The organism is Herpetosiphonaceae bacterium, from assembly GCA_036374795.1.
Classification (GTDB): domain Bacteria; phylum Chloroflexota; class Chloroflexia; order Chloroflexales; family Kallotenuaceae; genus LB3-1.
The window spans coordinates 1-22,911 of the sequence record DASUTC010000210.1 but is presented as its reverse complement, the minus strand read 5'-3'; the positions used below and the strand labels follow the sequence as shown (position 1 = coordinate 22,911).

Sequence of the window (22,911 nt, the reverse complement as noted above, 5' to 3'; positions counted from 1 at the left end):
GCGCCCGGCATGATCGCCCGGCGCACCAAGAACTAAGAGCTGGAAACCGAAACCTGGAATGTGGAACGTGGAACGTGGAAGCAAAGGTCATGATGACGAATCTTTACATCATTCGACACGGCGAGGCGGTCTGCAACGTCGGCAATATCGTCGGCGGGCGCAACGGCTGCCAGGGGCTCACGCCGCGCGGCCACGAGCAGGCGGCGCGGCTGCAAGCTCGGCTGGCGCGTGGCGAGATCCGCGCCGATGTGCTCTACGCCAGCCCGCTGCGGCGTGCCCGTGAGACGGCGCAGGCGGCGGCGGCTGGCCTCGACGTGCCGATCCGCTGGGACGAGGAGTTCGAGGAAATTCGGCCAGGTGAGGCCGACGGCATGACCTACGACGAGGCGCGCGAGCGCTTCAACACGGCGGGGCGCGACATCGTGTACCAGCCGTACTCGCCTGGCGGCGAGAGCTTCGCCATGTTTGTTGCCCGCGTCGGCAGGGCGCTCAGCCGCATCCTGCGCCAGCACGAAGGACAGAACATCGTCGTCGTGGCGCACGGCGGGATCATTGAGGCATCGTTCTACTACTTCCTCGGCTCCAGCGCGGCGCTCGTGCTGCGCTCCGGCTTCTGGATTCATCATACCTCGATCACCCAGTGGCGGCAGGGCGACCCCGCGAGCGACCAGCGCTGGTATTTGTTGCGTTACAACGATGTCGCGCATCTCGATTCGGAGATGCTGGCCTCGACGGAGCCATTATGAGCGACAAACGACAGACGATCCACGCCGCCATCAGCGACGATCCGATCACCTGCGTGCCGGGCTTTCGAGCCGCTGGAGTCGCGGCGGGCATCAAGAAGCACGGCGGCCTGGATCTGGCGCTGATCAGCGCCGACCAGCCGTGCGCGGCGGCGGCGGTCTTTACCACGAACCAGCTTCAGGCCGCGCCGGTCATGTTCGATCGCGCGCTGCTCCAGCGCAAGTCCGCCGGGATTCGCGCCGTGGTGATCAATAGCGGCTGCGCCAACGCGATCACCGGCGAGCAGGGCCAGCGCAACACGCAGACGATGGCGCAGGCCGTGATCGAGGCGCTCGATCTGCCCTGCGACAGCGTGCTGGTGATGTCCACCGGGGTCATCGGCGAGCAGTTGCCGATGAAGAAGCTGCTGCCGGGCGTGGCTGCCGCCGCCAGAGAGATTGGGGCGGATGCCGAGGCCGGACACGCCGCCGCGCGCGCGATCATGACCACCGACACGCGGCCCAAAGCGGTCGCGCTGCGCACCACGCTCGACGGCGTGCCGATCGTGATCGGCGGCATGTGCAAAGGCGCTGGTATGATCCATCCCAACATGGCGACGCTGCTGGCGCTGGTCTGCACCGACGCGGCGGTCGATCCCGTGGCGCTGGATGCCGCGCTGCGCTACGCCGTGGAGCGCTCGTTCAACTGCATGTCGATCGACGGCGATACCAGCACCAACGATACGCTGCTGGTGCTGGCGAACGGCCTGGCCGATCATCCGCCGATCACATCCACCGACTCGCCCGCTTTTCGCGCGTTCCGCGAGGCGCTGACGATCGTCTGCACCGAACTTGCTAAGCTGGTTGCACGCGACGGCGAGGGCGCGACCAAGTTCGTCACTATCGATGTGCAGGGCGCGCGCAGCTTCGACGAGGCGCGGCAGATCGGGCGGACCATCGCTACATCAAGCCTGGTCAAGACGGCGATCTACGGCATCGACGCCAACTGGGGCCGCGTGCTGGCGGCGGTCGGGCGCAGCGGCGTGACGGTCGATCCCGGCAGGCTGGCGCTCTCCTTCGGCAGCGTTCGGCTGGTCGAGGCGGGCGCTCCGCTGGCCTACAGCGAGGCCGACGCACACGCCGCGCTGAGCGGCTCCGAGGTGCAGATCACGGTCGAGCTTGGCCTCGGCGACGAGACGGCGACGGTCTGGACCTGCGATTTTTCGCACGAGTACGTGTCGATCAATGCGGAGTATCGAACGTAATAAAGAACAAAGAACAACGGAACAAAGAACAACGAAACTGAATCTCCTGTTCTTTGTTCTCTGTTTGCTCGAAGAGGTAGCGATGAAATTATGGGGCGGACGCTTCGAGGGCCAGACGAGCGAGCTGATGGAGCAGTTCAATGCCTCGATCGGCTTTGACTGGCGCTTGTACGAGGCCGACATCGAGGCCTCGGTAGCCTACGCCGAGGCGCTGGCCGACGTGGGGCTGATCACCACCGACGAGCGCGATCAGTTGCAGCGCGGGCTGGGACAGGTGCTGGAAGAGTTCGGCACCGGACAGTTCGAGCTACGACTCTCCGACGAAGATATTCACACCGCCGTCGAGCGCCGCCTGCACGAGCTGGTCGGGCCGGTCGCGGGCAAGCTGCACACCGGGCGCTCGCGCAACGATCAGGTAGCGACCGACCTGCGGATCTATGCGCGCATGGCGATCAAGCGGCTCGACGAGGCGCTCTGCGAGGTCCAGCGCGCGCTGGTGACGCAGGCCGAGGCGCATCAGGCGACGCTGATGCCGGGCTATACCCATCTTCAGCGCGCGCAGCCGGTATCGGTGGGGCACTGGCTGCTCTCGCACTTCTGGCCGCTCCAGCGCGACCGCGAGCGGCTTCAGGATTGCCGCAGGCGGCTCAACCTCCTACCGCTGGGCGCGGCGGCGCTGGCGGGCAACACCTTTGGCATCGATCGGGCGCTGCTGGCGCGGGTGCTCGGCTTCGACGACGTGACGCGCAACAGCATGGATGCCGTCGGAGATCGTGATTTCGTGGCCGAGCTGCTCTTCGCCGGGGCGCTGCTGGGCACGCATCTGTCGCGGCTGGCCGAGGATCTGATCATCTACAGCTCGGCGGAGTTTGGCTTTGTGACGCTCGACGACGCCTATGCAACCGGCTCGTCGCTGATGCCGCAGAAGAAAAATCCCGACTCGCTGGAGCTGACGCGCGCCAAGGCCGGGCGGCTGATCGGCAACCTCGTCAGCGTGCTGGCCGTGCTCAAGGGCCTGCCATCGACCTACAACAAAGACCTTCAGGAAGACAAAGAAGGGCTGTTCGACACGATCGATACGCTGCTGATGACGCTGCCGGTCGTCGGCGGCGTGATCGGCACGCTGCGCTTCAACACCGAGCGGATGCGCGCCGCGCTGGACGATACGATGCTGGCGACCGACCTCGCCGACGAGCTGGTGCGGCTGGGCGTGCCCTTCCGCGAGGCACACGGTCTGGTCGGACAGCTGGTTCGCGCCGCCGAAACGCAGGGCATCGCGCTGCGTGATCTGCCGCTCGAAACCGTGCGGGCGGCGCATACCGAGCTGGCGGATGTCTGGCTGCACGTCTTCGATATGCAGCGCTCGATCGAACAGCATCATAGTAGCGGCGGCACCGCTGCTCAGTCGCTCGCGGAGCAACTGACGGCGGCCCGCGTCTGCACGCAATAAATTATGGCAACGATTGCACTACACATGCCGCCTGCGCGCACCGAGGGCGAGCCAGTGGTTCGCCGCGCCTACGTCGGCGATGTCGAGCCGATGGCCGGATTGATCAACAGCTACGCCGCGCAAGGCTTGATGCTGCCCAAATCGCTGGCGCAGCTCTACAACAACCTGCGCGATTTCATCGTCGTCGACGTCGACGGCGCGATCGTCGGCTGCGCTGGCCTCAAAATCACCTGGCGCGACCTGGCCGAGATCGTGTCGCTGGCGGTCGCGCCCGCGTGGCAGGGCCGGGGCCTGGGCCGTCGGCTGTGCGCGCCGCTGATTTCGGACGCGCGGGCGCTGGGCATTCCGACCGTCTTCGCGCTGACGTATCAGGTCGAGTTCTTCGCGCGGCTCGGCTTCGAGGTGGTGGAGAAGACGATCCTATCGCAGAAAGTCTGGCAGGATTGCCAGTTCTGCTCGAAGCAGGATTGCTGCGACGAGATCGCGATGATCCTGCGGCTGGGCCGATAGCGCCGCGAGGCCGGGGCGGGCATCCACCAAGTACCGTCCTTTCGTCTGCGGAGGAGCTATCTGGAATAGTGGAGGAAACTGATGCGCGTTGGAATTTACGGCGCGACGGGCTATACCGGCTTTGAGCTGATCCGCTGGCTGCGGCGGCATCCCCAGGCCGAGATCGTCTTTGCCACGTCGCGCAGCTACGCGGGCAAGCGGCTCAGCGACACCTTCCCGACTACCGACACCTTGCCGCTGATCGATGCCGCCGAGGCCGATCCGGCGGCCTGCGATATTGTGTTTTTATGTCTGCCGCACGGCCCCACGACGATCGCCACGGCGCAAGAGGTGCTGGCGGCGGGCGCGCGCGTGATCGATCTGAGCAACGATTTTCGGCTGCGCGATCCGCAGGTCTATACCGCATGGTTCAAGCATCCACACACCGCGCCGGAGTTGCTGGCCGAGGCGGTCTATGGCCTGCCGGAGCTGTACCGCGATCAGATCAGGCAGGCACGGCTGGTCGCCAATCCGGGCTGCTACCCGACGAGCGTGCTGCTGGCGCTGCTGCCGCTGGCCGAGGCCGGGCTGCTGGATGGTCAGGTGATCGTCGATGCCAAGTCGGGCGTGAGCGGCGCGGGCCGCTCGCTGTCGCTCAAGACGCACTTTGCCGAGACGAACGAGAACTTCGCGCCGTACAACATCGGCCATACGCACCGGCACATCGCCGAGATGGAGCAGGAGCTTGCGGCGGCGGGAGCGCCTGTCCACGTGATTTTCTCGCCACATCTGCTGCCGGTCAATCGCGGCATTCTCTCGACGATCTACGTGCGGCTGGCCCCGGACATCGCGCCCGATGCCGTGCGCGCGCTGTACGCCGTGCGCTACGCCGACGAGCCGTTTGTGCGCGTGCTGCCGGAGGGCCAGCTACCGACGCTGAGCCACAGCGTCCATACCAATCTCTGCGTGCTCGGCCTGCACCAGGCCGACGATCGCGGCAACTGGATCATTACGTCAAGTGAGGATAATCTGGTCAAAGGCGCTTCGGGGCAGGCGCTGCAAAACATGAATCTTATGCTGGGCCTGCCGGAGACGGCGGGGCTGCTCTAAAACGACGATGTATGTACTCAAAATTGGCGGCAACGAGATCGATCAGCCGGAGTTCTTGAGCGGCCTCTGTGCAGCCGTGCGGACGCTGACGGGGCCGGGCGCGATCGTACATGGCGGCGGGAAGGAAACCGGCGTGGCGCTGGCACGGCACGGCCTCGACTTCGAGTTTGTCGACGGCATGCGCGCCACCAGCGATGCGGCGATGGCGGTGGTAGAGCAGGTGCTCAGCGGCGCGATCAACAAGCGGCTGGTCGCACAGCTCAACGCGGCGGGCGTTCCGGCGATCGGCATCAGCGGCGTAGATCTGCATCTGCTGCAAACCCGCCCGCTGCGTCCCGGTGGCCGCGATCTTGGCCGCGTGGGCGAGATCGTCGCGGTGCGGGCCGAGGTGCTGCACGCGCTGATCGGGCAGGGCTGGCTGCCGGTGATCTCGCCAATCTCGGTCGATCAGCAGGACCAGCGCCCGACTAACGTCAACGCCGATCACGCGGCGCTGGCCGTGGCAGCCGCGCTGCGCGCCGACGAGCTGATCTTTGTCTCGAACGTGCCCGGCGTGCTGATCGACGGCGCGGTGCTGCCGCAGCTTACCTCGGCGCAGGTTGAGGCGCGTATCGCCGACGGCACGATCGGCGGCGGCATGGTGCCCAAGGTGCGCTCGGCGGTCGATGCGCTGAGCGGCGTGCCAGCGGTGCGTATCACCAACCTGGCCGGATTGCAGGCCGGAACCGGAACGCAGATTGTACGGTAGGAACATACGATGACAACACAACAATTAGTCGCCGACGCCGAGCGGGTTTTTGTCAACGTGTACAGCCGCCCGTCGTTCGTGCTCGATCACGGCAAAGGCGTCGAGGTCTGGGACACCGATGGCCGCCGCTATCTCGACTTCGTGGCGGGCGTGGCGGTCAACGCGCTGGGCCACGCCGACCCGACGACGGTCGCGGCGCTGCAAGAGCAGGCGTCGAAGCTGATTCACACCTCGAATCTCTACTGGACCCAGCCGGGGATCGAGCTGGCGCGGCTGCTGACCGACTCGTGCTTCGCCGACAAGGTCTTTTTCTGCAACTCCGGCGCGGAGGCCGTCGAGGGCGCGCTCAAGTTTGCCCGCAAGACCGCCCGCGAGCGGCACGGCGCTGGCAAGACTTCGATCGTCGCGTTCGAGCACGGCTTTCATGGTCGCACCACGGGAGCGCTCGCGGCGACGCACAAAGCCGCCTACCGCGAGCCGTTCGAGCCGCTGCTGCCCGGCGTGAGATTCGCGCCGTTCAACGATCTCGACGCGGCGGCAGGCGCGGTCGACAAGTCCGTGTGCGCGGTGATCGTCGAGCCGATCCAGGGCGAGGGCGGCATCACGCCCGCGACCGATGCATTTTTGCGCGGGCTGCGCCAGCTCTGCGACCGCCACGGCGCGCTGCTGATCTTCGACGAGATCCAGTGCGGCGGCGGTCGCACCGGCACCGTGTGGGCACACGAGCCGAGCGGCATCACGCCCGACATCATGGTCATCGCCAAGCCCCTGGGCGGCGGCCTCCCCATCGGCGCGATCCTGACGACCGACGCGGTCGCGGCGCATCTCAACCCCGGCGATCACGGCTCGACCTTCGCGGGCAGCCCGCTGGTCTGCGCGGTCGCCTCCGCGGTCTTCCGCCGCCTCAGCGATCCAGAGCTGCTGGCGCATGTGCGCGAGATGGGAGAGCATCTGCGGTCGCGGCTGCTTGAGCTGCAATCGCTCGATTCGCGGATCGTAGATGTGCGCGGGCGCGGGCTGATGCAGGGCTTGCAGATCGAGGGTAGCGCCGCCGATGTCAAAAACGCGGCCCAGGAGGACGGCCTGCTGCTCGTGCCTGCCGGAGCCGATGTGCTGCGCTTCGTGCCGCCGCTGATCGTCGAGCGCGAGCAGATCGACGAGGCGATCGGGATCTTGCGACATGCGCTTGAGGTGTTAAACTGATAAACAACAAGAGCTAGAGGCAGCCAGGGATCGCGGAATCCCTGGCTCATGGTATATGAGGTGAGATGGACGCTTTACTTGTGCTCGAAGATGGCCGCGTCTTCTGGGGCCGCTCGTTCGGCGCGGACGGCGAGACGACCGGCGAGGTAGTCTTTGCGACCGGCATGACCGGCTATCAGGAGGTGCTGACCGATCCCTCCTACGCGGGGCAGATCGTCACCATGACGGCGGCGCATATCGGCAATACCGGCGTGAACGAGATCGATCCCGAAGCCGAAAAGCCGTATGTCGCGGGCTTTCTGGTGCGCGCCTACTCCGACGATTACTCGTCGTGGCGTGCCCGCACCGGGCTATCGCACTACCTCCGCGAAAACAACATCATCGCGCTGGCCGACATCGATACCCGCGCACTGACGCGGCATATTCGCGCAAAAGGCGCGCTGCGAGCCGCGATCTCGACCGAGACGGACGATGTCGATCATCTGCTGAGCCTGGCGCGTGCGACGCCCAGCATGGAGGGCCTGGATCTCGCCAGCGGCGTGGGCACCCACGAGATCTATACCTGGACCGAGGGCAGCGGCGAGTGGGCCAGTGAGACGACGCCGATCCAGCCCCGCTTCCACGTCGTGGCCTACGACTTCGGGCTGAAGCGCAACATCCTGCGCAAGCTCGTCGACCACGGCGCGCACGTTACGGTGGTTCCGGCGACGATGAGCGCCGCCGAGGTACTCAAGCTCAATCCCGACGGCGTTTTCCTCTCCAACGGCCCCGGCGATCCGGCCACGCTCGGCTATGCCGTGGAGAATATTCATGCGCTGCTTGGCCGCAAGCCGATGTTCGGGATCTGCCTGGGCCACCAGCTCATGGGCCTGGCTGTCGGCGGCAAGACCTTCAAGCTGCCCTACGGCCACCACGGCTGCAACCATCCGGTCAAAGACCTGGCGACCGGCCACGTGCAGATCACGTCGCAAAACCACGGCTTCTCGGTCGATGCCGAATCGCTGCCGGAGGACGTGCAGGTGACGCACCGCAACCTGAACGACGGCACCGTCGAGGGGCTGCGCCACACGCGCTATCCGGCGTTCTCGGTGCAGTATCACCCGGAGGCCGCGCCCGGCCCCCACGACGCCGACCCGCTTTTCACCGAGTTCATCCGATCGATGGAGCGTGAGCAGGAGCGCTAATCGCTTGACGCTCCGTTTCGTGTAAGGTTTGACGATGCAGCCTCAACTTCCACCATCCTGGCAGCCCTTGCTGGCCGACGAGTTCGACAAGCCCTATTTCCACCGCCTGCGCGGCTTCCTCGACGACGAGCGACGCGAGCACGCGGTCTATCCGCCGGAGCCGGAAGTCTTCTCCGCCTTCGAGCTAACGCCGTATGATGCCGTGAACGTGCTGCTGCTGGGCCAGGACCCGTATCACGACGACAACCAGGCGCACGGGCTGTGCTTTTCGGTACGGCCCGGCATCAAGCCGCCGCCGTCGCTCAAAAATATCTTCAAGGAGCTGCGCGACGACCTAGGCTGCCGCGTGCCCAATAACGGCTACCTCGTGCCGTGGGCCAGGCAGGGCATCCTGCTGCTCAACGCGGTGCTGACCGTGCGGGCGCACGAGCCGAACTCGCACAAAAACAAAGGCTGGGAGCAGTTCACCGACACCGTGATCCGCACTGTCAACGACAAAGACGACGGCGTGATCTTTGTGCTGTGGGGCAGCTACGCGCAGAAGAAGCGCGATCTGATCGACACCGCGCGTCACACGATCGTCGAGGGCGTGCATCCGTCGCCGCTCTCGGCCAAGCGCGGCTTTTTCGGCAGCAGGCCATTCTCGAAGATCAACGCGGCGCTGCGTGAGCATGGCAAGCCGGAGATCGACTGGCAGCTTCCGGATCTCTGATCATCGCACCGGCTTGCCATGCGCGCTGAACGGGCCGACGCGCCATCGGACCGTTCGTGGTTTACATCACCGCGATCAGGCGTGTTGGGCCGCCTGAGCCGCCGTAGACTTTTGGAGCGCCGACAAAGAGCATCGCACCGGCGGGCGACACCTCCGTGAGATTTGCCACGTTTTCGAGGCCCCAGCGCCCGCTCGGCAGCCACGAGTAATGCACCGCAAAATCCTTTGACGCCCCGTGGTCGAGACTCAACGTATCGACGCCGATGCCGATCACCCTGCGCTCGTTCATCAGCAGATCGGTTGCGGCCTTGCTCCAGCCCGGAAAATGCAGCGTGCCGCCAGCATCGGCGTTGAGGAATGCCGCGCTATCGCCGATCCGCGTGGCCCATCCGCTGTTCATGATCACGATCGCCCCGGCAGGCAGCCGACCGTGACGCCGCTCCCAGACCAGAATATCGTCGGGCATCACCATGGCATCGGGGTCGCGGGCGACACGCGCGCGAATATCGATCACCGCCAGCGGGCCGATCAGCCGCTCGGCGGGGATGGCATGCACCGACAGGCCATCTTTCGCGAAATGCAGCGGCGCGTCCATATGCGTGCCGGTGTGCTCGGCCAGCGTGAGCCGATTCACATAATATCCGTCTCGATCATGGGTGCGGATTACGTCGATCCGCATCGGATCGTAGCCGGGGAAAACGGGCATCTGGGTTCCCATAATATGTGTGAGATCGACGGCGCGGCTCACGCGCACGGATCGGGCTGGCTCGGCCTGGGTGATCTGCGGAAGTGTCGCCCCAAGGGCGGCGGCGGCAACACCTTTGAACACATCTCGACGGCTAACGGCGGCATTCAACGCGGCGAGTGTTTCCGGTAGACACATAGCTGCCCTCCTGATCCTAGCACGACATTGCACGACGGGTCGATCTCGCTGGATTCAGGTATTGTCACACCGCTGTCAAACGATCGTGGCAGGCGCGGAATATGATCTAGCCAGCCGCCGCGAAATGGTGTATGATCAGCATCACAGTAGATGATCCATTCTAGAAGTGAGTGTATGGACCCGCAAGGAATTCTACCGATCACCTTCTTCCTGTTTCTGCTCAACCTGACCCTGCTGATCGCCTGGGTGGTGCTGACCGCGCTGGGCCTGCAACGGCTGCGGCGATTGCCGCTCTCCGAGGCGCAGTATCTGCTCTGGACGCTCGTCGTGCTGCTGATCCCGGTCTTTGGCAGCGTCGTGGTGCTGCTGCGCACCTCGGCGCACCACACCAACACGACCAGATTCTCCTGAGCGCAGGCATCTACCAAACGTAGGGGCTGGAGCAAGCGCTGAGACGAAAACTCCCCGCCTGCCGAAGCAAGCGGGGAGCCGTGGATCGCCGGGTGCCTACGCGCCAACCGGCAGGCTCGCCTCTGGCTGCCGCAGCGCGATTCGCAGCGGCGTGGGCGTCACTGCGCCGGGCACCACATGCCAGAAGCGGTCGCGGATCTCGTGCCAGCGCGCTAGCAGCTCGTACGCGCGCAGCGAGCCGGTCTTGGCGGCGTGTAGCTCGATCAGCGTGCGCGCCTCGGCAAGCTGCCAGTCTTCCAGCAGCCGCTCCGCGCGTACCAGCTCCGGGTTGAGCCGCCCCAGAAAATCATCGTCGAGGTCGAGCACATAGGCTCGTCCGCCGGTCATGCCCGCCGCGAAATTGCGCCCGCTCGGTCCCAGCACCACAACCAGCCCGCCGGTCATGTACTCGCAGGCATGATCGCCCACACCCTCGACCACCGCCACCGCGCCGCTGTTGCGCACTGCGAAGCGCTCGCCCGCCTGCCCAGCCGCCCAGAGCATCCCGCTGGTCGCGCCGTAGAGCACGGTATTGCCGATGATCGTGCTGTCGGCGGCGCTGTAGCGCGCGTACTCCGGCGGTCGCACGACGATCTCACCGCCGCCCAGGCCCTTGCCGACGTAATCGTTGGCATCGCCGATCAGCTCAAGGCGCATGCCCTGCACCGCGAACGCGCCGAAGCTCTGGCCCGCGCTGCCCATAAACGTCAGTTCGATTGTGTCGGGTGCCAGAGCGATGCCGCGCTGCGCGATCGTGCCAGCCAGCGTCGCGCCCACCGTGCGATCGATGTTGGCGATCGGATAAGCGTGTTGGATCGGCTGTCCGTCGAGCAGCGCCGGGGTAGCGTCTTCCAGCAGCCGCTCGTTCAGCTCCGCGACCTGCGTCGGGATCTGCGTGCCATTCCAGCGCGTGAGCGTGTCGGGGCCGTAGGGGCTGACCAGCATCGCCGAGAGATCGAGCTGATCGGCGCGCTGGTGGCCGGTGGTGATCTGATGCAGCAGATCGCAGCGCCCGATGATCGCGTCGAGCGAAGACGTGCCCAGGTCGGCCAGCAGCTCGCGCACCTCCTCGGCCAGATGGCCGAAGAAATGCATCACGTGCTCCGGCGTGCCCGGAAACTTGGCCCGCAGCTCCGGCTTCTGCGTGGCGATGCCGACCGGACAGGTGTTGCTGTGGCAGGCCCGCGCCATCAGGCAGCCCTCAGCCACCAGCGCCGCCGTGCCAAAGGCGAACTCATCCGCGCCCAGCAGCGCGGCGATCACCACATCGCGGCCCGTCTGGAGTCCGCCATCGACCCGCACCCGCACGCGGTCGCGCAGCCCGTTGAGCAGCAGCGTCTGCTGCGTCTCGGCCAGGCCAAGCTCCCACGAGACGCCCGCGTTCTTGATCGAGCTGAGCGGCGACGCGCCCGTACCGCCCGAATGCCCGCTGATCAGCACCACGTCCGCGCCCGCCTTGACCACGCCCGCTGCGATCGTGCCGACGCCGACCTCGCTCACCAGCTTGACCGATACGGCGGCCTGCGGGTTGATCTGCTTGAGATCGTAGATTAGCTGCGCCAGGTCCTCGATCGAGTAGATGTCGTGGTGCGGCGGCGGCGAGATCAGCGTCACGCCCGGCATGGTGTGGCGAATCTGCGCGATGTACTCCGTCACCTTGTGGCCTGGCAACTGGCCGCCCTCGCCCGGCTTGGAGCCCTGCGCCATCTTGATCTGAAGCTCGCGGGCGTTCATCAGATAGGCGGGCGTGACCCCGAAGCGGCCCGACGCGATCTGCTTGATCGCGCTGTTGCGCTCGTCGCCGAAGCGCTCAGGATCTTCGCCGCCCTCGCCGCTGTTCGCCATACCGCCAAGGCGCTGCATCGCAATCGCCAGCGTCTCGTGCGCCTCGCGGCTGGTCGAGCCGATCGACATCGCCGCCGTCGAGAAGCGGCGCAGAATCGCGGCGGCAGGCTCGACCGTATCGAGCGCGACCGGGCTCTGCGGGTGCCAGCGCAGGAGATCGCGCGGCGCGGCGGGCAGCCGGCCATGCACCAGCGCCGCGTAGCTGCGGTACGCCTCCTGCGACGAAGCCGACGTGGGCTTGAGCCCGACCGCCTGATGCAGCGCGTGGACCACGGCGGGGCTGTAGGCGTGGTACTCGCCATCCTTCTTGAACTTGTACACGCCCGGCACGCCCAGCGCGACCGTCTGCGCATCCGCAAAGGCGCGCGCGTGCCAGGCCGCGACATCCGCCGCCACCTCGGCCCAGCCGATGCCGCCGATGCGCGACGAGGTGCCGGTGAAACAGGCGTCGATCAGCTCCTCGCCCAGGCCGATCGCCTCGAAAAGCTGCGCGCCGTGGTAGCTGTCGAGCGTGGCGATGCCCATCTTCGAGAGGATCTTGCGCAGGCCCTCGTCGAGCGCGTCGACGTAGTTGGCCTCGGCCTGATCGGGATCGAGCGGCGCGCGCTGATCCTCGGCGGCAATCTCACGGACGGAGGCCAGCGCCAGATAGGGATGGATCGCCTCAGCGCCGTAGCCGATCAGACAGGCCATATGGTGGACCTCGCGTGGCTCGCCGCTGTCGAGCAGCAGGCTGGCGCGGGCACGCAGGCCACAGCGCAGCAGATGTTGATGCACCGCGCCCACGGCGATCAGCGCCGGGATCGGCGCGTGCTCGCGATCGACGGCGCGGTCGCTGAGGATCAGCAGCGTACAGCCCGCGCGCGTCGCCGCCTCCGCCGCCTGCTGCAACTCGGCCACGGCAGCGCGCAGCCCGTCCGTGCCCGCCGCGACAGGCCAGACCGCCGGAAGGGTCCGCGAGCAAAACGCTGGATCGGAGCGGTGCCGGAGCACATCCCACTCGGCGGCGCGCAGAATCGGACGCTCGATCCGCAGCAGATGCGCGTGCTCAGGCGTTTCGTCCAGCAGGTTGCCGATCCGGCCCAGCATCATGCCCAGCGACATCACCAGTTTCTCGCGCAGCGGATCGATCGGCGGGTTTGTCACCTGGGCAAAGCGCTGGCGCAGGTAGCCGTAGAGCGGACGCCCGACCTGCGAGAGCGGCGCGATCGGCGTGTCGTCGCCCATCGACCCGACCGGCTCGTGACCGTCGCGGGCCATCGGCTTGAGCACCACCTGAAGCATCTCGGCGTCGTAGCCGAACGCCGCTTGAAGCTGCGTGATGTTGTCGATCTCGTCGCTCCCACGCGCGCCATCGACCGACAGCGTTTGCAGATGCTCGGCCACCCACTGCCGATACGGCGCGCGCTGTGCCAGCTCGCGCTTGATCTGCTCGTCGAGCAGCAGCTCGCCACGGCTAAGATCGACCGCGATCATCTGGCCGGGGCCGAGCCGCCCTTTGTGGACGATCCGCTCGGCGTCGATCGTCACCGCGCCGAACTCCGAGCCCGCGACCACCGTGCCATCATCGGTGACGATAAAGCGCGCGGGACGGAGTCCGTTCCGATCCAGCTTGAGGCCGACGGTCGCGCCGTCGGCAAAACACAGCGCCGCCGGGCCATCCCAGGGCGCGATCAGGCAGCTATGGTACTCGTAAAACGCGCGCAGCTCGTCATCCAGCGTGTCGTCGTGCTCCCAGGCAGGCGGGGCCAGCATCGTCAGCGCGTGGCGCACATCGCGTCCGTTGCGCACCAGCATCTCCAGCGTATTGTCGAGCATCGCGGAGTCGCTGCCGCGCTCGTCGATCACGGGCCGCAGATGCGCGATGTCCGCGCCCCACACGGGCGAGTAGAAATCGGGCTCGCGCGATTTGATCGCCGCGATGTTGCCGCTCAGCGTGTTGATCTCGCCGTTGTGGCAGACCATGCGGAAGGGCTGCGCGCGCTCCCACGAGGGAAAGGTATTGGTCGAGAAGCGCTGGTGAAAGACCGCAAACGCCGAGCTAAAGAGCGAGTCCTGCACGTCGGGGTAGAACGTGCCAAGCTGCGACGCCTGCATCAAGCCTTTGTAGACGATCGTGCGCGATGACATCGAGGCCATATAGAAGCCGTGCATCGCTTTGACGTGGGCCTCCATGCCGATGGCGCGGCGCACACAGTAGAGCGCGGCCTCCCAGTCGTCGCGGTCGATCGATGCGGGGCGCTGGAGCAACGCCTGCATGATCACCGGCTTGAGCAGCATCGCCTGAAAGCCAAGGGCGCTATCGTTGGTCGGCACGGCGCGCCAGGCCAGCAGCGGAATCCCGGCGGCCTCAAGATGGCGCTCGATCAGCGCGCGGCCCTCGCTCGTATTATTGATCGGCACAAAGCACATCGCGACCGCCAGATCGCCGGGCGCGGGCGCGGCAAGACGCGCCGAGCGCAGATATTGAGCGAAGAAGTCATGCGGGATCTGGGTCAGCAAGCCGGCGCCATCGCCACTACGACCATCGGCGTCGGTTGCGCCGCGATGCTCCAGGTTACTGAGCGCCTCAAGCGCCATCGTGACGATCTCGTGGCTCGGCTGGGCGCTCAGGCGGGTGACAAAGCCGATGCCGCAGGCATCATGTTCCCATCGCGGGTCGTACAATGGGGCAAAGCCGGGCTGATTCATAGGTCCCTCTCATCGCTGCATGTTCAAGCGGCACATCAGGGTGCCGGTCGGTCGATGCACACCCCAGGTGCGCGTACACTGTCTCTGGCCTCAGCAGGTCGAGGCGCGTACGACGATCGAAGTCGTTGAGCAGCACATCATTGGGACACAGAGCCACAGCCATCGGCGACGAGGCAGCTCCGGGGGACACAAAACGCCCACCGTTGCCTCGTCAATGAGGCGTGGTGGGCGCGTAGTCAACGCCACAGAATGAGCAGTTAATGTCGCTTTACTATACAAGATGTTACGCGGGCTGTCAAACGCCAGTTGGGCGTTTCGTACAACTGGCGGCGGCGCGGCGTGCTCGTTCGACGCCTGTGTTTGTGCGAAATAACCAAGCGGTCGTCGCTTCGATCGCGGCGCATCTGCTGGCACAGGAGTTGCCGCGTCTGAGAGCTAATCGTTAGCAGCGCGGGAGAGCTTGGGGGACGACCCCAAACTCCGGCCTGACGGCACGCCAGGAGGGAAGGCTATGCAAGCACGAGAACAACTGGTCAACTGGCTGAAGGATGCGTACTCGATGGAAAAAGCGCTCGTGCCGGTGCTGGAAAATCACGCCAAGGATGCCAAGAACCATCCGCAGATCGAGGCCAGAATCCGCCAGCACGTCGACGAGACGAATCGGCACGCCGATCTGGTGCGAGGCTGTATCGAGCGTCTGGGCGGCGATGTCTCGACGATCAAGACCGGCCTTGCCAGCATGTTCGGGACGCTGAAGGAGGTGCCGATGGCAGTTTCCAGCGATGAGATCGTCAAAAACGCGCTCGCCGACTACTCGACCGAGCACTTCGAGATCGCATCGTACAAGGCGCTGATCGCCACGGCGCAGCATGTGGGCGATATGGAGACGGCGCGCATCTGCCAGGAGATTCTGCGCGACGAGGAGGAGATGCAGCGCTGGCTGGACCAGCAACTGCCGATGGTCGTGCAGATCTTCCTTGGGCAGCAGACACGCGAGGCAGGCGCTTAATCGGTCGGTGCGCGGAGGCGCGGCGTGTGGTCGCGCCTCCACCTTTCTATTATCGAGCGCTGGCGGGAGTTGGCGTCGGCGCTGCCGTGTGGCCGTGATCGGCGTCTTCCGGTGGGATGACAAGGCCGGTGGGCATTGCCGTAGGCTCAGGGAAGCGCCTGACGGGTAGCGTTGCGCGCTGGTGTTCTAGCCATCGATGGAACGCGGCAACGCGCATATCCGGCACCGTGTTTTCATCAGGCCGCAGCTCGCGCCGCAAGACTTTGAAGAGAAACCAGCCCGCCGTCGACTTCACGGGCGGTCCCACCTCGCCTAGCGGCTGCGTCCGCAGCGCCTCCGCCTGCTCTGGAAACAATTGATCGATCACAATCCACTGCGGCTCGTAGTCTTCATTCGCCTCGACAGCGTAGGGCTTGCCGACAGTTGCGAAATCGGCTCCCTGATTGATCTGGGCATAGGCCACATCTGCCTGGACTTTGCGCCTGGCATACGCGGCCTCCAGGAACTCATCGGTTGCCGTGATCGGTCTGGGAATCGTCAAGACCATGACCTGCGCATAGGCTTGCAGCTGCGGAGGCGGCTCCTGGATCGGAACAAGATCGAAGCCGATCCGCTCCCGTAATAACTGGACCCGCTGATGATGCACGGTATGCTTGATGTAGTCTTCGCGCGAGATCTGCGGCGAGATGCCGTACGACTCCGTGAGCATCCGCGCCAGCTCATCATAGGCGGCGCTCAACGTGCGCACGACCGTCTCTCGCGCCGCAGCGGGCGTCATGGCAGCGCTCCCCACTTCGCTCAGCGGCAAGGTCGGAGTCAGGGGGATCGCTGGCTCTTCTTGGGGCGGCGACAGCAGCTTGGCGGCCAGCGTTCGGTAGACATCATCGTCGCCGACCGTAACGCCGTCACGAGCAGCGCCTTGCAGGATCAGATCGTCCTCGATCATCTGGTTGAGCACAATATAGCGCAGCGGCCCGCCGCGAAGCTGCGCATAGCGCGTCAGCGTGTCGTCAAGACCTTTTACATACTGTTGACGCGCCTGTTCCGCGAACGACCGCGCCTTTTCGTCCTGGGACGTTTGCATGATCTGATCGTACGCCTTAATCTTGTCCTGGGTCTTGAGAATAAATTGAGCCAGGTTCAGCTCCAGGACGATCAGGTAGTCGCGCCGGGTAATCGTGCGCTCACCGACCTGCCCTACGGTACGGCTGGGCAGGTAGCGTTCTTCCCAGAACCAGCGGCCTCCCAACATCAACAAGCCAACCGCCACGATCACGCAGGTATGGAGCAAAACCCGCTGCCAGAGTGCATATCGTTGCTTGTGCGGCATTGGAGAAATTGCGTGGTCCCGTGCGCCTTGCCCGATCATCGTCGTCCTCCACATGATGTATCCCAAACTGTGCCCGCGCGCCGACAGACTAGGCGCAGAACAGCGAACAACGGGCTGGGTTGTCCCGCCAACACGCGCAGTGATTCTGCACCACGAAAACCGTACATGAGCAGGATAAGCCCGGAGCGTGAAGGAACCGGGCTTATTGGCCTCGTTCTGCCCTCTGTCGAGGGATTGAACCAGACGGATCAGTGCGGGAGAATCCTAGTTCCAGACATTGTATGGAGCGAACTTCGCGCAGTGGACATGGTTGCTATGGCCCGCATTGCCTGGCCCAAGCACCTCCTGAGCGCCGTAGTTGCGGCAGAACTGCATGAAGGCGTTGTGATGAGGATCGCTATAGCTGACGGGCGTACCGGCGATCTCAGGCACGTCAAAGGCGTCTCCATTGTAATGGTGTGAGTAGGTGCTGTGGCTTCCGCCAGCAATCGCCGAGACGGAGTAGCGATGGTAGTGCTCCCAGATCATCGCCTCCATCGCCGCGATCATCGTGTGATTGGCATACGTCGCAGTAGCGCCCTTATGCCCCCACCAGCTTCGCCACATCACTGCCCTGTCGCGCAGTGAAACCATGTTGCAGTAGGCCGTACTACAGGGATTACCGCCGTCGGTGTTCCCTGAGACGTGGTGTTGATACAGGCCGATGGTGCCGGGATGCCAGCCGACCATCGTTCTGGCATGGGCTGGCGACGGCCCCCAGGCTGATGCCTGCGAGCTGAAGATGACGGCACTCCAAACCATCGCGGAAAGGATGGCGGTACGGATCAGACGGTACATCATAGAGGATTTTCCTTCAGGATCGTAAACGGGAACGTAACCGCGCGGACCATAGATCATCGCTGTGATCAGCCGACGACCTTTCGCCTGGCCGATCGAATCACAAGGCTGGTAGCTCAGCTCACCTCCTTTAACATGTGCTTGCTCGTGGCTGACCTGCGCGTAGTGGCCGAGGATGGAACACCGAGGATATGGCCTTCCTGAGACTCTCAACCGTACTGAGGTGCCACCTGGGGAATTATCGGTTAATAACAGTAAACACCAACGGTCTTAACAGAGCGCTTAACGCGCCTTAATATTTCCTGAAAAAAACCTTGAAACAGCGGAGGCAAGACTCGTGCGCCAGCAGGCCGGGGGTTGGGATGGCTCCCAACGATTTCCCCTTTTCATGCGGAATCGGATCAAGGCTTTCTCAAACAGTTCTTTGATGCTGCAATAGGCAGAGCACTGCCGCCGCTGGCGACAAAAATAGCCGCTGGCGATGTGTCTGCCAGCGGCTTCGGTGTGTCCTGTTCCTAACCTTCACGAAGCGAGGGATTACGCCCCTGTATCCAACGCCGGCGGAGCCTGCTGTTGGAGCAGGCTCCACCCCCGATCCGGCTACCCGGCACGGAGCGCCGCGACCACCGCATCGCCAACCTGGCTGGTCGTGTAGGCGGGCGCTCCCGCAGGCGCGATGTCGGCGGTCACGTGGCCCTGCACGAGCACCTGCTGCACGGCAGCCTCGACCGCCTGCGCCTCGTTGTGCAGGCCAAGCGAGTAACGCAGCAGCATCGCGACGCTGAGGATCGTCGCCAGTGGATTCGCGATGCCCCGCCCGGCGATGTCGGGCGCGGAACCGTGGATCGGCTCGTACAGCCCGATCCGCGTCCGCCCTGCCGGATACGCGATCATGTCCGTGCGCTCGGCGTTCCCGGCCTGTCGGTCCCGCTGTTCTGCGCCGCCCAGCGACGCGCTCGGCAGCAGGCCCATCGATCCGGCCAGCATCGAGGCTTCGTCCGAAAGAATATCGCCGAACATGTTTTCAGTGACGATCACATCGAAGTCGGCGGGACGGCGCAGCAGATGCATCGCCGCCGCATCGACCAGCATATGCTCAAGCTGAAGGTCGGGGTACTCCTCGGCGACGACGCGCGTGGTCACGGTGCGCCACAGCCGCGACGTTTCCAGCACGTTGGCCTTATCGACGCTGGTGAGCTTGCCGCGCCGCTCGCGGGCCATCGCGCAGGCCACGCGCACGATCCGCTCGATCTCGCCCGTGGTGTAGACGCAGACATCCTTGGCGCGCTCCGCGCCGTCGCCCACGGCCTCGCGGCTCTTCGGCCCGAAGTAGATCCCGCCGGTCAGCTCGCGCACGACGATCAGATCGACGCCCGCCAGCAGCTCCATGCGCAGTGGCGAGGCCGCGCTGATCGAGGGATAGACCGTCACCGGACGCAAGTTGGCGAAGAGATCGAGCGCTTTGCGAATGCCGAGCAGGCCGCGCTCAGGCCGATCGGCGGCATGGGGATCGTCCCATTTGGGACCGCCGACCGCGCCCAGCAGCACGGCGTCGGCGGAGCGGCAAAGCTGCACCGTCTCAGCGGGCAGCGACGAGCCGGTCGCGTCGAGCGCGCAGCCGCCAATCAGCGCCTCTCGCAGCTCGAAGCGATGCTCCCAGCGCTCCGCGACAGCGGCGAGGACTTTCGCGCCCTCGGCCACCACCTCCGGCCCGATCCCATCGCCGGGCAGCAGCGTCATCGTTGCGTGCATAGCACTCCCTGTTCGCTCCGTGCCGGATGCGCATGTCACGACACGATCCTGGTAAAAAAGAGATCTTTATCGACGGGCTGAAACCCGACGGACTGGTACAGCCGGTTGGAGGCCACGTTGTTGCCTTCGGAGTAGACCAGCGCGCTCTGCGCGCCGCGCTCCTGCAAGCGCCGCAGCCCTTCCAGCATGACCGCCTTGCCCAGCCCCTGGCCGCGATAGGCCGGACGAGTCCCGACCGGCTCGAACTCGCCAAGGCCGTTGATCCGATCGAGCCAGCAGATGCAGTAGGCTCCAAAGTCGCCGCCGGGTGTCTCGACCACCAGATCCAGCTCCGGGATGTAGCCCGGCGCTTGACGCAGCCGCCGGTAGGCTTCGAGCGTGACCTTCGAGGGATGCCAGACCTCGCGGTGCGTCTCGACGCGCTGGTTCCACTCTTCTTCCCCGCCGACGTGCCGCACGCGAAAGCCCGGCGGTAGCGTCGGCTCAGGGATCGGCCCGTCGAGCGAGCGGCAGTAGTGGAACATGAAGTCCTCATCGCGCTGGTAGCCGCGCTGCTCGAAGAACGCTTGCAGCCAGCGATCGTTCTCAAAGCCTCTGATCCAGACCTGCCGCCTGCCCGCGTCGGGACCCTCGGTGAGCGTGCTGCTGCCGTGCTGCTCGGACCATTCCAGCATCGACTCCTCAAGCGTGCCGCTGCCGCGCAGCCGGGGATGAATATCCCAGAAGACGACGCCGGGCGGATCGTTCCAGACAAAGCCCAGCAACTCGCCGTCGACGCTCTCCCAGAGCCGGATGCTGCGCCGGGGATCGAAGATGACATTTTGGAACATGCCCCAGAGAATGTCGCCGACATGGAAGGAGCCGTACTCCGGCGCGACGCTGGCGGCATTGGTCGCGAACGCCAGCAGCGCGTGGAGATCCTCGTCGTCGCGGTAGGGCCGTGCTGTGATCTGCATACTGGTCCTTGTGCTCAACGCCTACGCCGTGGCGACGCGGGCCGGATGCTGCGCCTCATACTCCGCGATCGTCTCGGCCTGGCTGAGCAAAAAGCCAAGCTGATCGACGCCGTTCAGCAGGCAGTATTTGGCAAAGGCATCGATCGGAAACTCGATCGCGGTGCCGCCCGGCAGCCGCACCTGCTGCGCGGCCAGATCGACCGTCAGCGCTGTCGCGGGCTGCGCTGTACACATGCCGACAAGCTGCTCGTACGCGGCTGGCTCGACCATGATCGGCAGCAGCCCGACCTTGAGCGCGTTGTTGCGGAAAATATCGGCGAAGTAGGTCGAGATCACCGCCTTGAATCCGTAGCCCTGCAAGGCCCACGGCGCGTGCTCCCGCGACGAGCCGCAGCCGAAGTTGTGCCCGGCGATCAAGATCTGAGCGCCCTGCGTCTCCGGTCGGTTCAGCGCGAAGCCAGGGCGCGGCGCGCCCTGCTCATCGTAGCGCCAGTCGGCGAAGAGATGATCGCCCATGCCGCTTTTGTCGATCGCCGTCAGGAAGCGCGCCGGGATGATCTGGTCGGTGTCAATATTTTCGATCGGCAGCACGACGCATGTGCCGCTGAAGGTTGTGATTGGCTGCATATTCTCTCTAGGAGAACAAAGAACAGAGAACAAAGAACAAAAGAGAACCATGTATCGAAGGTAAAGGCTATGCTTCGGTGCTCCATTGTTCTTTGTTTTGTTGTTCCGTTGTTCTATACAAGTTCCCGCACATCCGTAATCCTGCCGTTGATCGCCGTGGCCGCCGCCGTGAGCGGGCTAGCCAGAAACGTGCGACCGCCCTTGCCCTGCCGTCCCTCGAAGTTGCGGTTGCTGGTCGAGACGGCGTACTGGCCGGGCGCGAGCTTGTCGGCGTTCATCGCGATACACATCGAGCATCCGGCCTCGCGCCACTCCGCGCCGGCCTCGACGAAAATATCGCGCAGGCCCTCGGCCTCGGCCTGGCGCTTGACTTGCTGCGAGCCGGGCACGACCAGCATGCGGACGTTGGGCGCGACCTTACGACCGCGCAGGACGCTAGCGGCCATGCGCAGATCGGTGATGCGCGAGTTGGTGCAGCTTCCCAAGAAGACCACATCGACGGGCTGGCCGAGCAGCCGCTGGCCTGGTTGCAGGCCCATGTACGTCAGCGCCTTGTCGAGCGCGGCCCGCTGGCTCGCATCGGGGAGCGCGCTGGGATCGGGCACGGCGGCACCGATCGGCATGCCCATGCCGGGATTCGTGCCGTAGGTGATCATCGGCGACAGGCGGCTGGCATCGAGCGTGATCGTCGCGTCGTAGGTCGCGCCCTCATCGGTGGGCAGCGTGCGCCACTGCGTGACCGCGCGCTCCCAGTCGGCACCTTTGGGCGCGTGGGGTCGGCCCGCGATATACTCGATCGTCGTGTCGTCGGGAGCGATCATCCCCGCGCGCGCGCCGCCCTCGATGCTCATATTGCAGATCGTCATGCGCTCTTCCATCGACAGCGCGCGGATCGCCTCGCCGGTATACTCGAAGACATAGCCGGTGCCGCCGCCCACGCCGATCTGCGCGATGATCGCCAGAATGATGTCTTTGGCGGTCACGCCCGGATGGAGCCGGCCATCCACGCGCACCTCCATCGTGCGCGGCCTGCTCTGGAGCAGGCATTGCGTGGCAAGCACATGCGCCACCTCGCTGGTGCCGATGCCAAAGGCCAGCGCGCCGAACGCGCCGTGCGTGCTGGTATGCGAGTCGCCGCAGACGATCGTCATGCCGGGCTGCGTCAAGCCCTGCTCCGGCCCGATCACATGCACAATGCCCTGGTTCTCGGAGCCGAGCTTGAACAGCGGAATGCCAAAGTCCCGGCAGTTGCGCTCAAGCTGCGCCAGCTGCGCGCCCGCCTGCGGATCGGTGATCGGGATCAGACCGTCCGCACCGCGCGGCGTCGTGGGCGTCGAGTGATCCATCGTCGCCACGGTCTGCTGGGGTCGGCGCACCGTCAGGCCGCGCTCACGAAGCTGAGTAAACGCCTGGGGCGACGTGACCTCGTGGACCAGGTGCAGATCGATGTACAGCACCGCTGGTGTCTCCGCTGTTTGCGGCCTGACGATATGCGATTCCCAGATTTTTTCAAACAGCGTCCGTGGTCGTGTCGTCATATCTGTTCCTTATGAAAGTGGTGTCGTGATGAAGGGATTATGGGACAGGGAACAAGGGAGCAAAGGCGTTGAACCTTTTGTTCCTTTGTTCTTTTGGTAGTTTGTTCTTG

19 protein-coding genes are annotated in these 22,911 nt (G+C 65.1%); 11 read left to right on the top strand and 8 right to left on the bottom strand.

Features of this window, described 5'->3' with window-relative positions:
• Positions 1-89 precede the first annotated feature (89 nt).
• The 9 genes from VFZ66_15770 (at position 90) to VFZ66_15730 (ending at position 8,883) form a co-directional block, all read left to right on the top strand.
• Positions 90-746, top strand: coding sequence for a histidine phosphatase family protein (locus tag VFZ66_15770; GenBank protein HEX6290648.1), 657 nt, complete (start codon positions 90-92; stop codon positions 744-746).
• Positions 743-1,987, top strand: coding sequence for a bifunctional glutamate N-acetyltransferase/amino-acid acetyltransferase ArgJ (argJ, locus tag VFZ66_15765; protein HEX6290647.1), 1,245 nt, complete (start codon positions 743-745; stop codon positions 1,985-1,987). The genes VFZ66_15770 and argJ overlap by 4 nt, the downstream gene beginning before the upstream one ends.
• Positions 1,988-2,069: 82 nt before the next feature.
• Positions 2,070-3,437: an argininosuccinate lyase gene (gene argH, locus VFZ66_15760; GenBank protein ID HEX6290646.1), complete on the top strand. Its 1,368-nt coding sequence runs from the start codon at positions 2,070-2,072 to the stop codon at positions 3,435-3,437.
• Between the two features lie 3 nt (positions 3,438-3,440).
• Entirely contained in the window at positions 3,441-3,947 is a 507-nt protein-coding gene (locus VFZ66_15755) for an N-acetyltransferase (protein HEX6290645.1), read from the top strand.
• 81 nt (positions 3,948-4,028) lie between these two features.
• Positions 4,029-5,036, top strand: coding sequence for an N-acetyl-gamma-glutamyl-phosphate reductase (argC, locus tag VFZ66_15750; protein HEX6290644.1), 1,008 nt, complete (start codon positions 4,029-4,031; stop codon positions 5,034-5,036).
• Positions 5,037-5,043: 7 nt separating this feature from the next.
• Positions 5,044-5,784, top strand: coding sequence for an acetylglutamate kinase (gene argB, locus VFZ66_15745; GenBank protein ID HEX6290643.1), 741 nt, complete (start codon positions 5,044-5,046; stop codon positions 5,782-5,784).
• Positions 5,785-5,793: 9 nt separating this feature from the next.
• Positions 5,794-6,987, top strand: coding sequence for an acetylornithine transaminase (locus VFZ66_15740; GenBank protein HEX6290642.1), 1,194 nt, complete (start codon positions 5,794-5,796; stop codon positions 6,985-6,987).
• A gap of 65 nt (positions 6,988-7,052) precedes the next feature.
• Positions 7,053-8,171: a glutamine-hydrolyzing carbamoyl-phosphate synthase small subunit gene (gene carA / locus VFZ66_15735; GenBank protein ID HEX6290641.1), complete on the top strand. Its 1,119-nt coding sequence runs from the start codon at positions 7,053-7,055 to the stop codon at positions 8,169-8,171.
• A gap of 34 nt (positions 8,172-8,205) precedes the next feature.
• Positions 8,206-8,883 (top strand): uracil-DNA glycosylase, encoded by a 678-nt coding sequence (locus VFZ66_15730; protein ID HEX6290640.1) that lies wholly within the window; start codon positions 8,206-8,208, stop codon positions 8,881-8,883.
• Positions 8,884-8,944: 61 nt separating this feature from the next.
• Here VFZ66_15730 and VFZ66_15725 read toward each other — a convergent pair whose 3' ends face one another.
• Entirely contained in the window at positions 8,945-9,766 is an 822-nt protein-coding gene (locus VFZ66_15725; protein ID HEX6290639.1) for a cyclase family protein, read from the bottom strand.
• 174 nt (positions 9,767-9,940) lie between these two features.
• Here VFZ66_15725 and VFZ66_15720 point away from each other — a divergent pair, with 174 nt between their 5' ends.
• Positions 9,941-10,177 (top strand): hypothetical protein, encoded by a 237-nt coding sequence (locus VFZ66_15720; protein HEX6290638.1) that lies wholly within the window; start codon positions 9,941-9,943, stop codon positions 10,175-10,177.
• Between the two features lie 96 nt (positions 10,178-10,273).
• Here the strand turns inward: VFZ66_15720 and gltB are convergent, their stop codons facing one another.
• A complete protein-coding gene (gene gltB, locus VFZ66_15715) occupies positions 10,274-14,752 on the bottom strand; it encodes a glutamate synthase large subunit (GenBank protein ID HEX6290637.1) in 4,479 nt (1,492 codons plus the stop codon).
• A 511-nt stretch (positions 14,753-15,263) separates the two neighbouring features.
• Here gltB and VFZ66_15710 point away from each other — a divergent pair.
• Positions 15,264-15,761 (top strand): ferritin-like domain-containing protein, encoded by a 498-nt coding sequence (locus VFZ66_15710; protein ID HEX6290636.1) that lies wholly within the window; start codon positions 15,264-15,266, stop codon positions 15,759-15,761.
• A 49-nt stretch (positions 15,762-15,810) separates the two neighbouring features.
• On the opposite strand, the gene VFZ66_15705 is transcribed toward VFZ66_15710, so the two are convergent.
• From VFZ66_15705 to leuC, 6 genes are all read right to left on the bottom strand, one after another.
• Complete coding sequence (locus VFZ66_15705; protein ID HEX6290635.1) at positions 15,811-17,013, bottom strand: peptidylprolyl isomerase; 1,203 nt, start codon at positions 17,011-17,013, stop codon at positions 15,811-15,813.
• A gap of 342 nt (positions 17,014-17,355) precedes the next feature.
• Positions 17,356-17,931, bottom strand: a complete 576-nt coding sequence (locus VFZ66_15700; GenBank protein ID HEX6290634.1) for a hypothetical protein — start codon at positions 17,929-17,931, stop codon at positions 17,356-17,358.
• A 597-nt stretch (positions 17,932-18,528) separates the two neighbouring features.
• On the bottom strand, positions 18,529-19,680 hold the full coding sequence (gene leuB / locus VFZ66_15695; protein HEX6290633.1) for a 3-isopropylmalate dehydrogenase: 1,152 nt from the start codon (positions 19,678-19,680) through the stop codon (positions 18,529-18,531).
• A gap of 35 nt (positions 19,681-19,715) precedes the next feature.
• The gene (locus VFZ66_15690; protein HEX6290632.1) at positions 19,716-20,636 is read right to left on the bottom strand and encodes an N-acetyltransferase; all 921 of its coding nucleotides are present in this window, start codon (positions 20,634-20,636) and stop codon (positions 19,716-19,718) included.
• A gap of 21 nt (positions 20,637-20,657) precedes the next feature.
• Positions 20,658-21,263 carry a 3-isopropylmalate dehydratase small subunit gene (gene leuD / locus VFZ66_15685; protein HEX6290631.1) on the bottom strand — a complete coding sequence of 202 codons (606 nt, stop codon included), beginning with the start codon at positions 21,261-21,263 and terminating at the stop codon, positions 20,658-20,660.
• Positions 21,264-21,376: 113 nt separating this feature from the next.
• On the bottom strand, positions 21,377-22,801 hold the full coding sequence (gene leuC / locus VFZ66_15680; GenBank protein HEX6290630.1) for a 3-isopropylmalate dehydratase large subunit: 1,425 nt from the start codon (positions 22,799-22,801) through the stop codon (positions 21,377-21,379).
• Positions 22,802-22,911 lie beyond the last annotated feature (110 nt).

Coding starts and splice junctions, on each gene's coding strand:
- VFZ66_15770 (HEX6290648.1), top strand. CDS start 90: ATGATGACGAATCTTTACATCATTCGACACGGCGAGGCGGTCTGCAAC.
- argJ (HEX6290647.1), top strand. CDS start 743: ATGAGCGACAAACGACAGACGATCCACGCCGCCATCAGCGACGATCCG.
- argH (HEX6290646.1), top strand. CDS start 2,070: ATGAAATTATGGGGCGGACGCTTCGAGGGCCAGACGAGCGAGCTGATG.
- VFZ66_15755 (HEX6290645.1), top strand. CDS start 3,441: ATGGCAACGATTGCACTACACATGCCGCCTGCGCGCACCGAGGGCGAG.
- argC (HEX6290644.1), top strand. CDS start 4,029: ATGCGCGTTGGAATTTACGGCGCGACGGGCTATACCGGCTTTGAGCTG.
- argB (HEX6290643.1), top strand. CDS start 5,044: ATGTATGTACTCAAAATTGGCGGCAACGAGATCGATCAGCCGGAGTTC.
- VFZ66_15740 (HEX6290642.1), top strand. CDS start 5,794: ATGACAACACAACAATTAGTCGCCGACGCCGAGCGGGTTTTTGTCAAC.
- carA (HEX6290641.1), top strand. CDS start 7,053: ATGGACGCTTTACTTGTGCTCGAAGATGGCCGCGTCTTCTGGGGCCGC.
- VFZ66_15730 (HEX6290640.1), top strand. CDS start 8,206: ATGCAGCCTCAACTTCCACCATCCTGGCAGCCCTTGCTGGCCGACGAG.
- VFZ66_15725 (HEX6290639.1), bottom strand. CDS start 9,766: ATGTGTCTACCGGAAACACTCGCCGCGTTGAATGCCGCCGTTAGCCGT.
- VFZ66_15720 (HEX6290638.1), top strand. CDS start 9,941: ATGGACCCGCAAGGAATTCTACCGATCACCTTCTTCCTGTTTCTGCTC.
- gltB (HEX6290637.1), bottom strand. CDS start 14,752: ATGAATCAGCCCGGCTTTGCCCCATTGTACGACCCGCGATGGGAACAT.
- VFZ66_15710 (HEX6290636.1), top strand. CDS start 15,264: ATGCAAGCACGAGAACAACTGGTCAACTGGCTGAAGGATGCGTACTCG.
- VFZ66_15705 (HEX6290635.1), bottom strand. CDS start 17,013: ATGTTGGGAGGCCGCTGGTTCTGGGAAGAACGCTACCTGCCCAGCCGT.
- VFZ66_15700 (HEX6290634.1), bottom strand. CDS start 17,931: ATGATGTACCGTCTGATCCGTACCGCCATCCTTTCCGCGATGGTTTGG.
- leuB (HEX6290633.1), bottom strand. CDS start 19,680: ATGCACGCAACGATGACGCTGCTGCCCGGCGATGGGATCGGGCCGGAG.
- VFZ66_15690 (HEX6290632.1), bottom strand. CDS start 20,636: ATGCAGATCACAGCACGGCCCTACCGCGACGACGAGGATCTCCACGCG.
- leuD (HEX6290631.1), bottom strand. CDS start 21,263: ATGCAGCCAATCACAACCTTCAGCGGCACATGCGTCGTGCTGCCGATC.
- leuC (HEX6290630.1), bottom strand. CDS start 22,801: ATGACGACACGACCACGGACGCTGTTTGAAAAAATCTGGGAATCGCAT.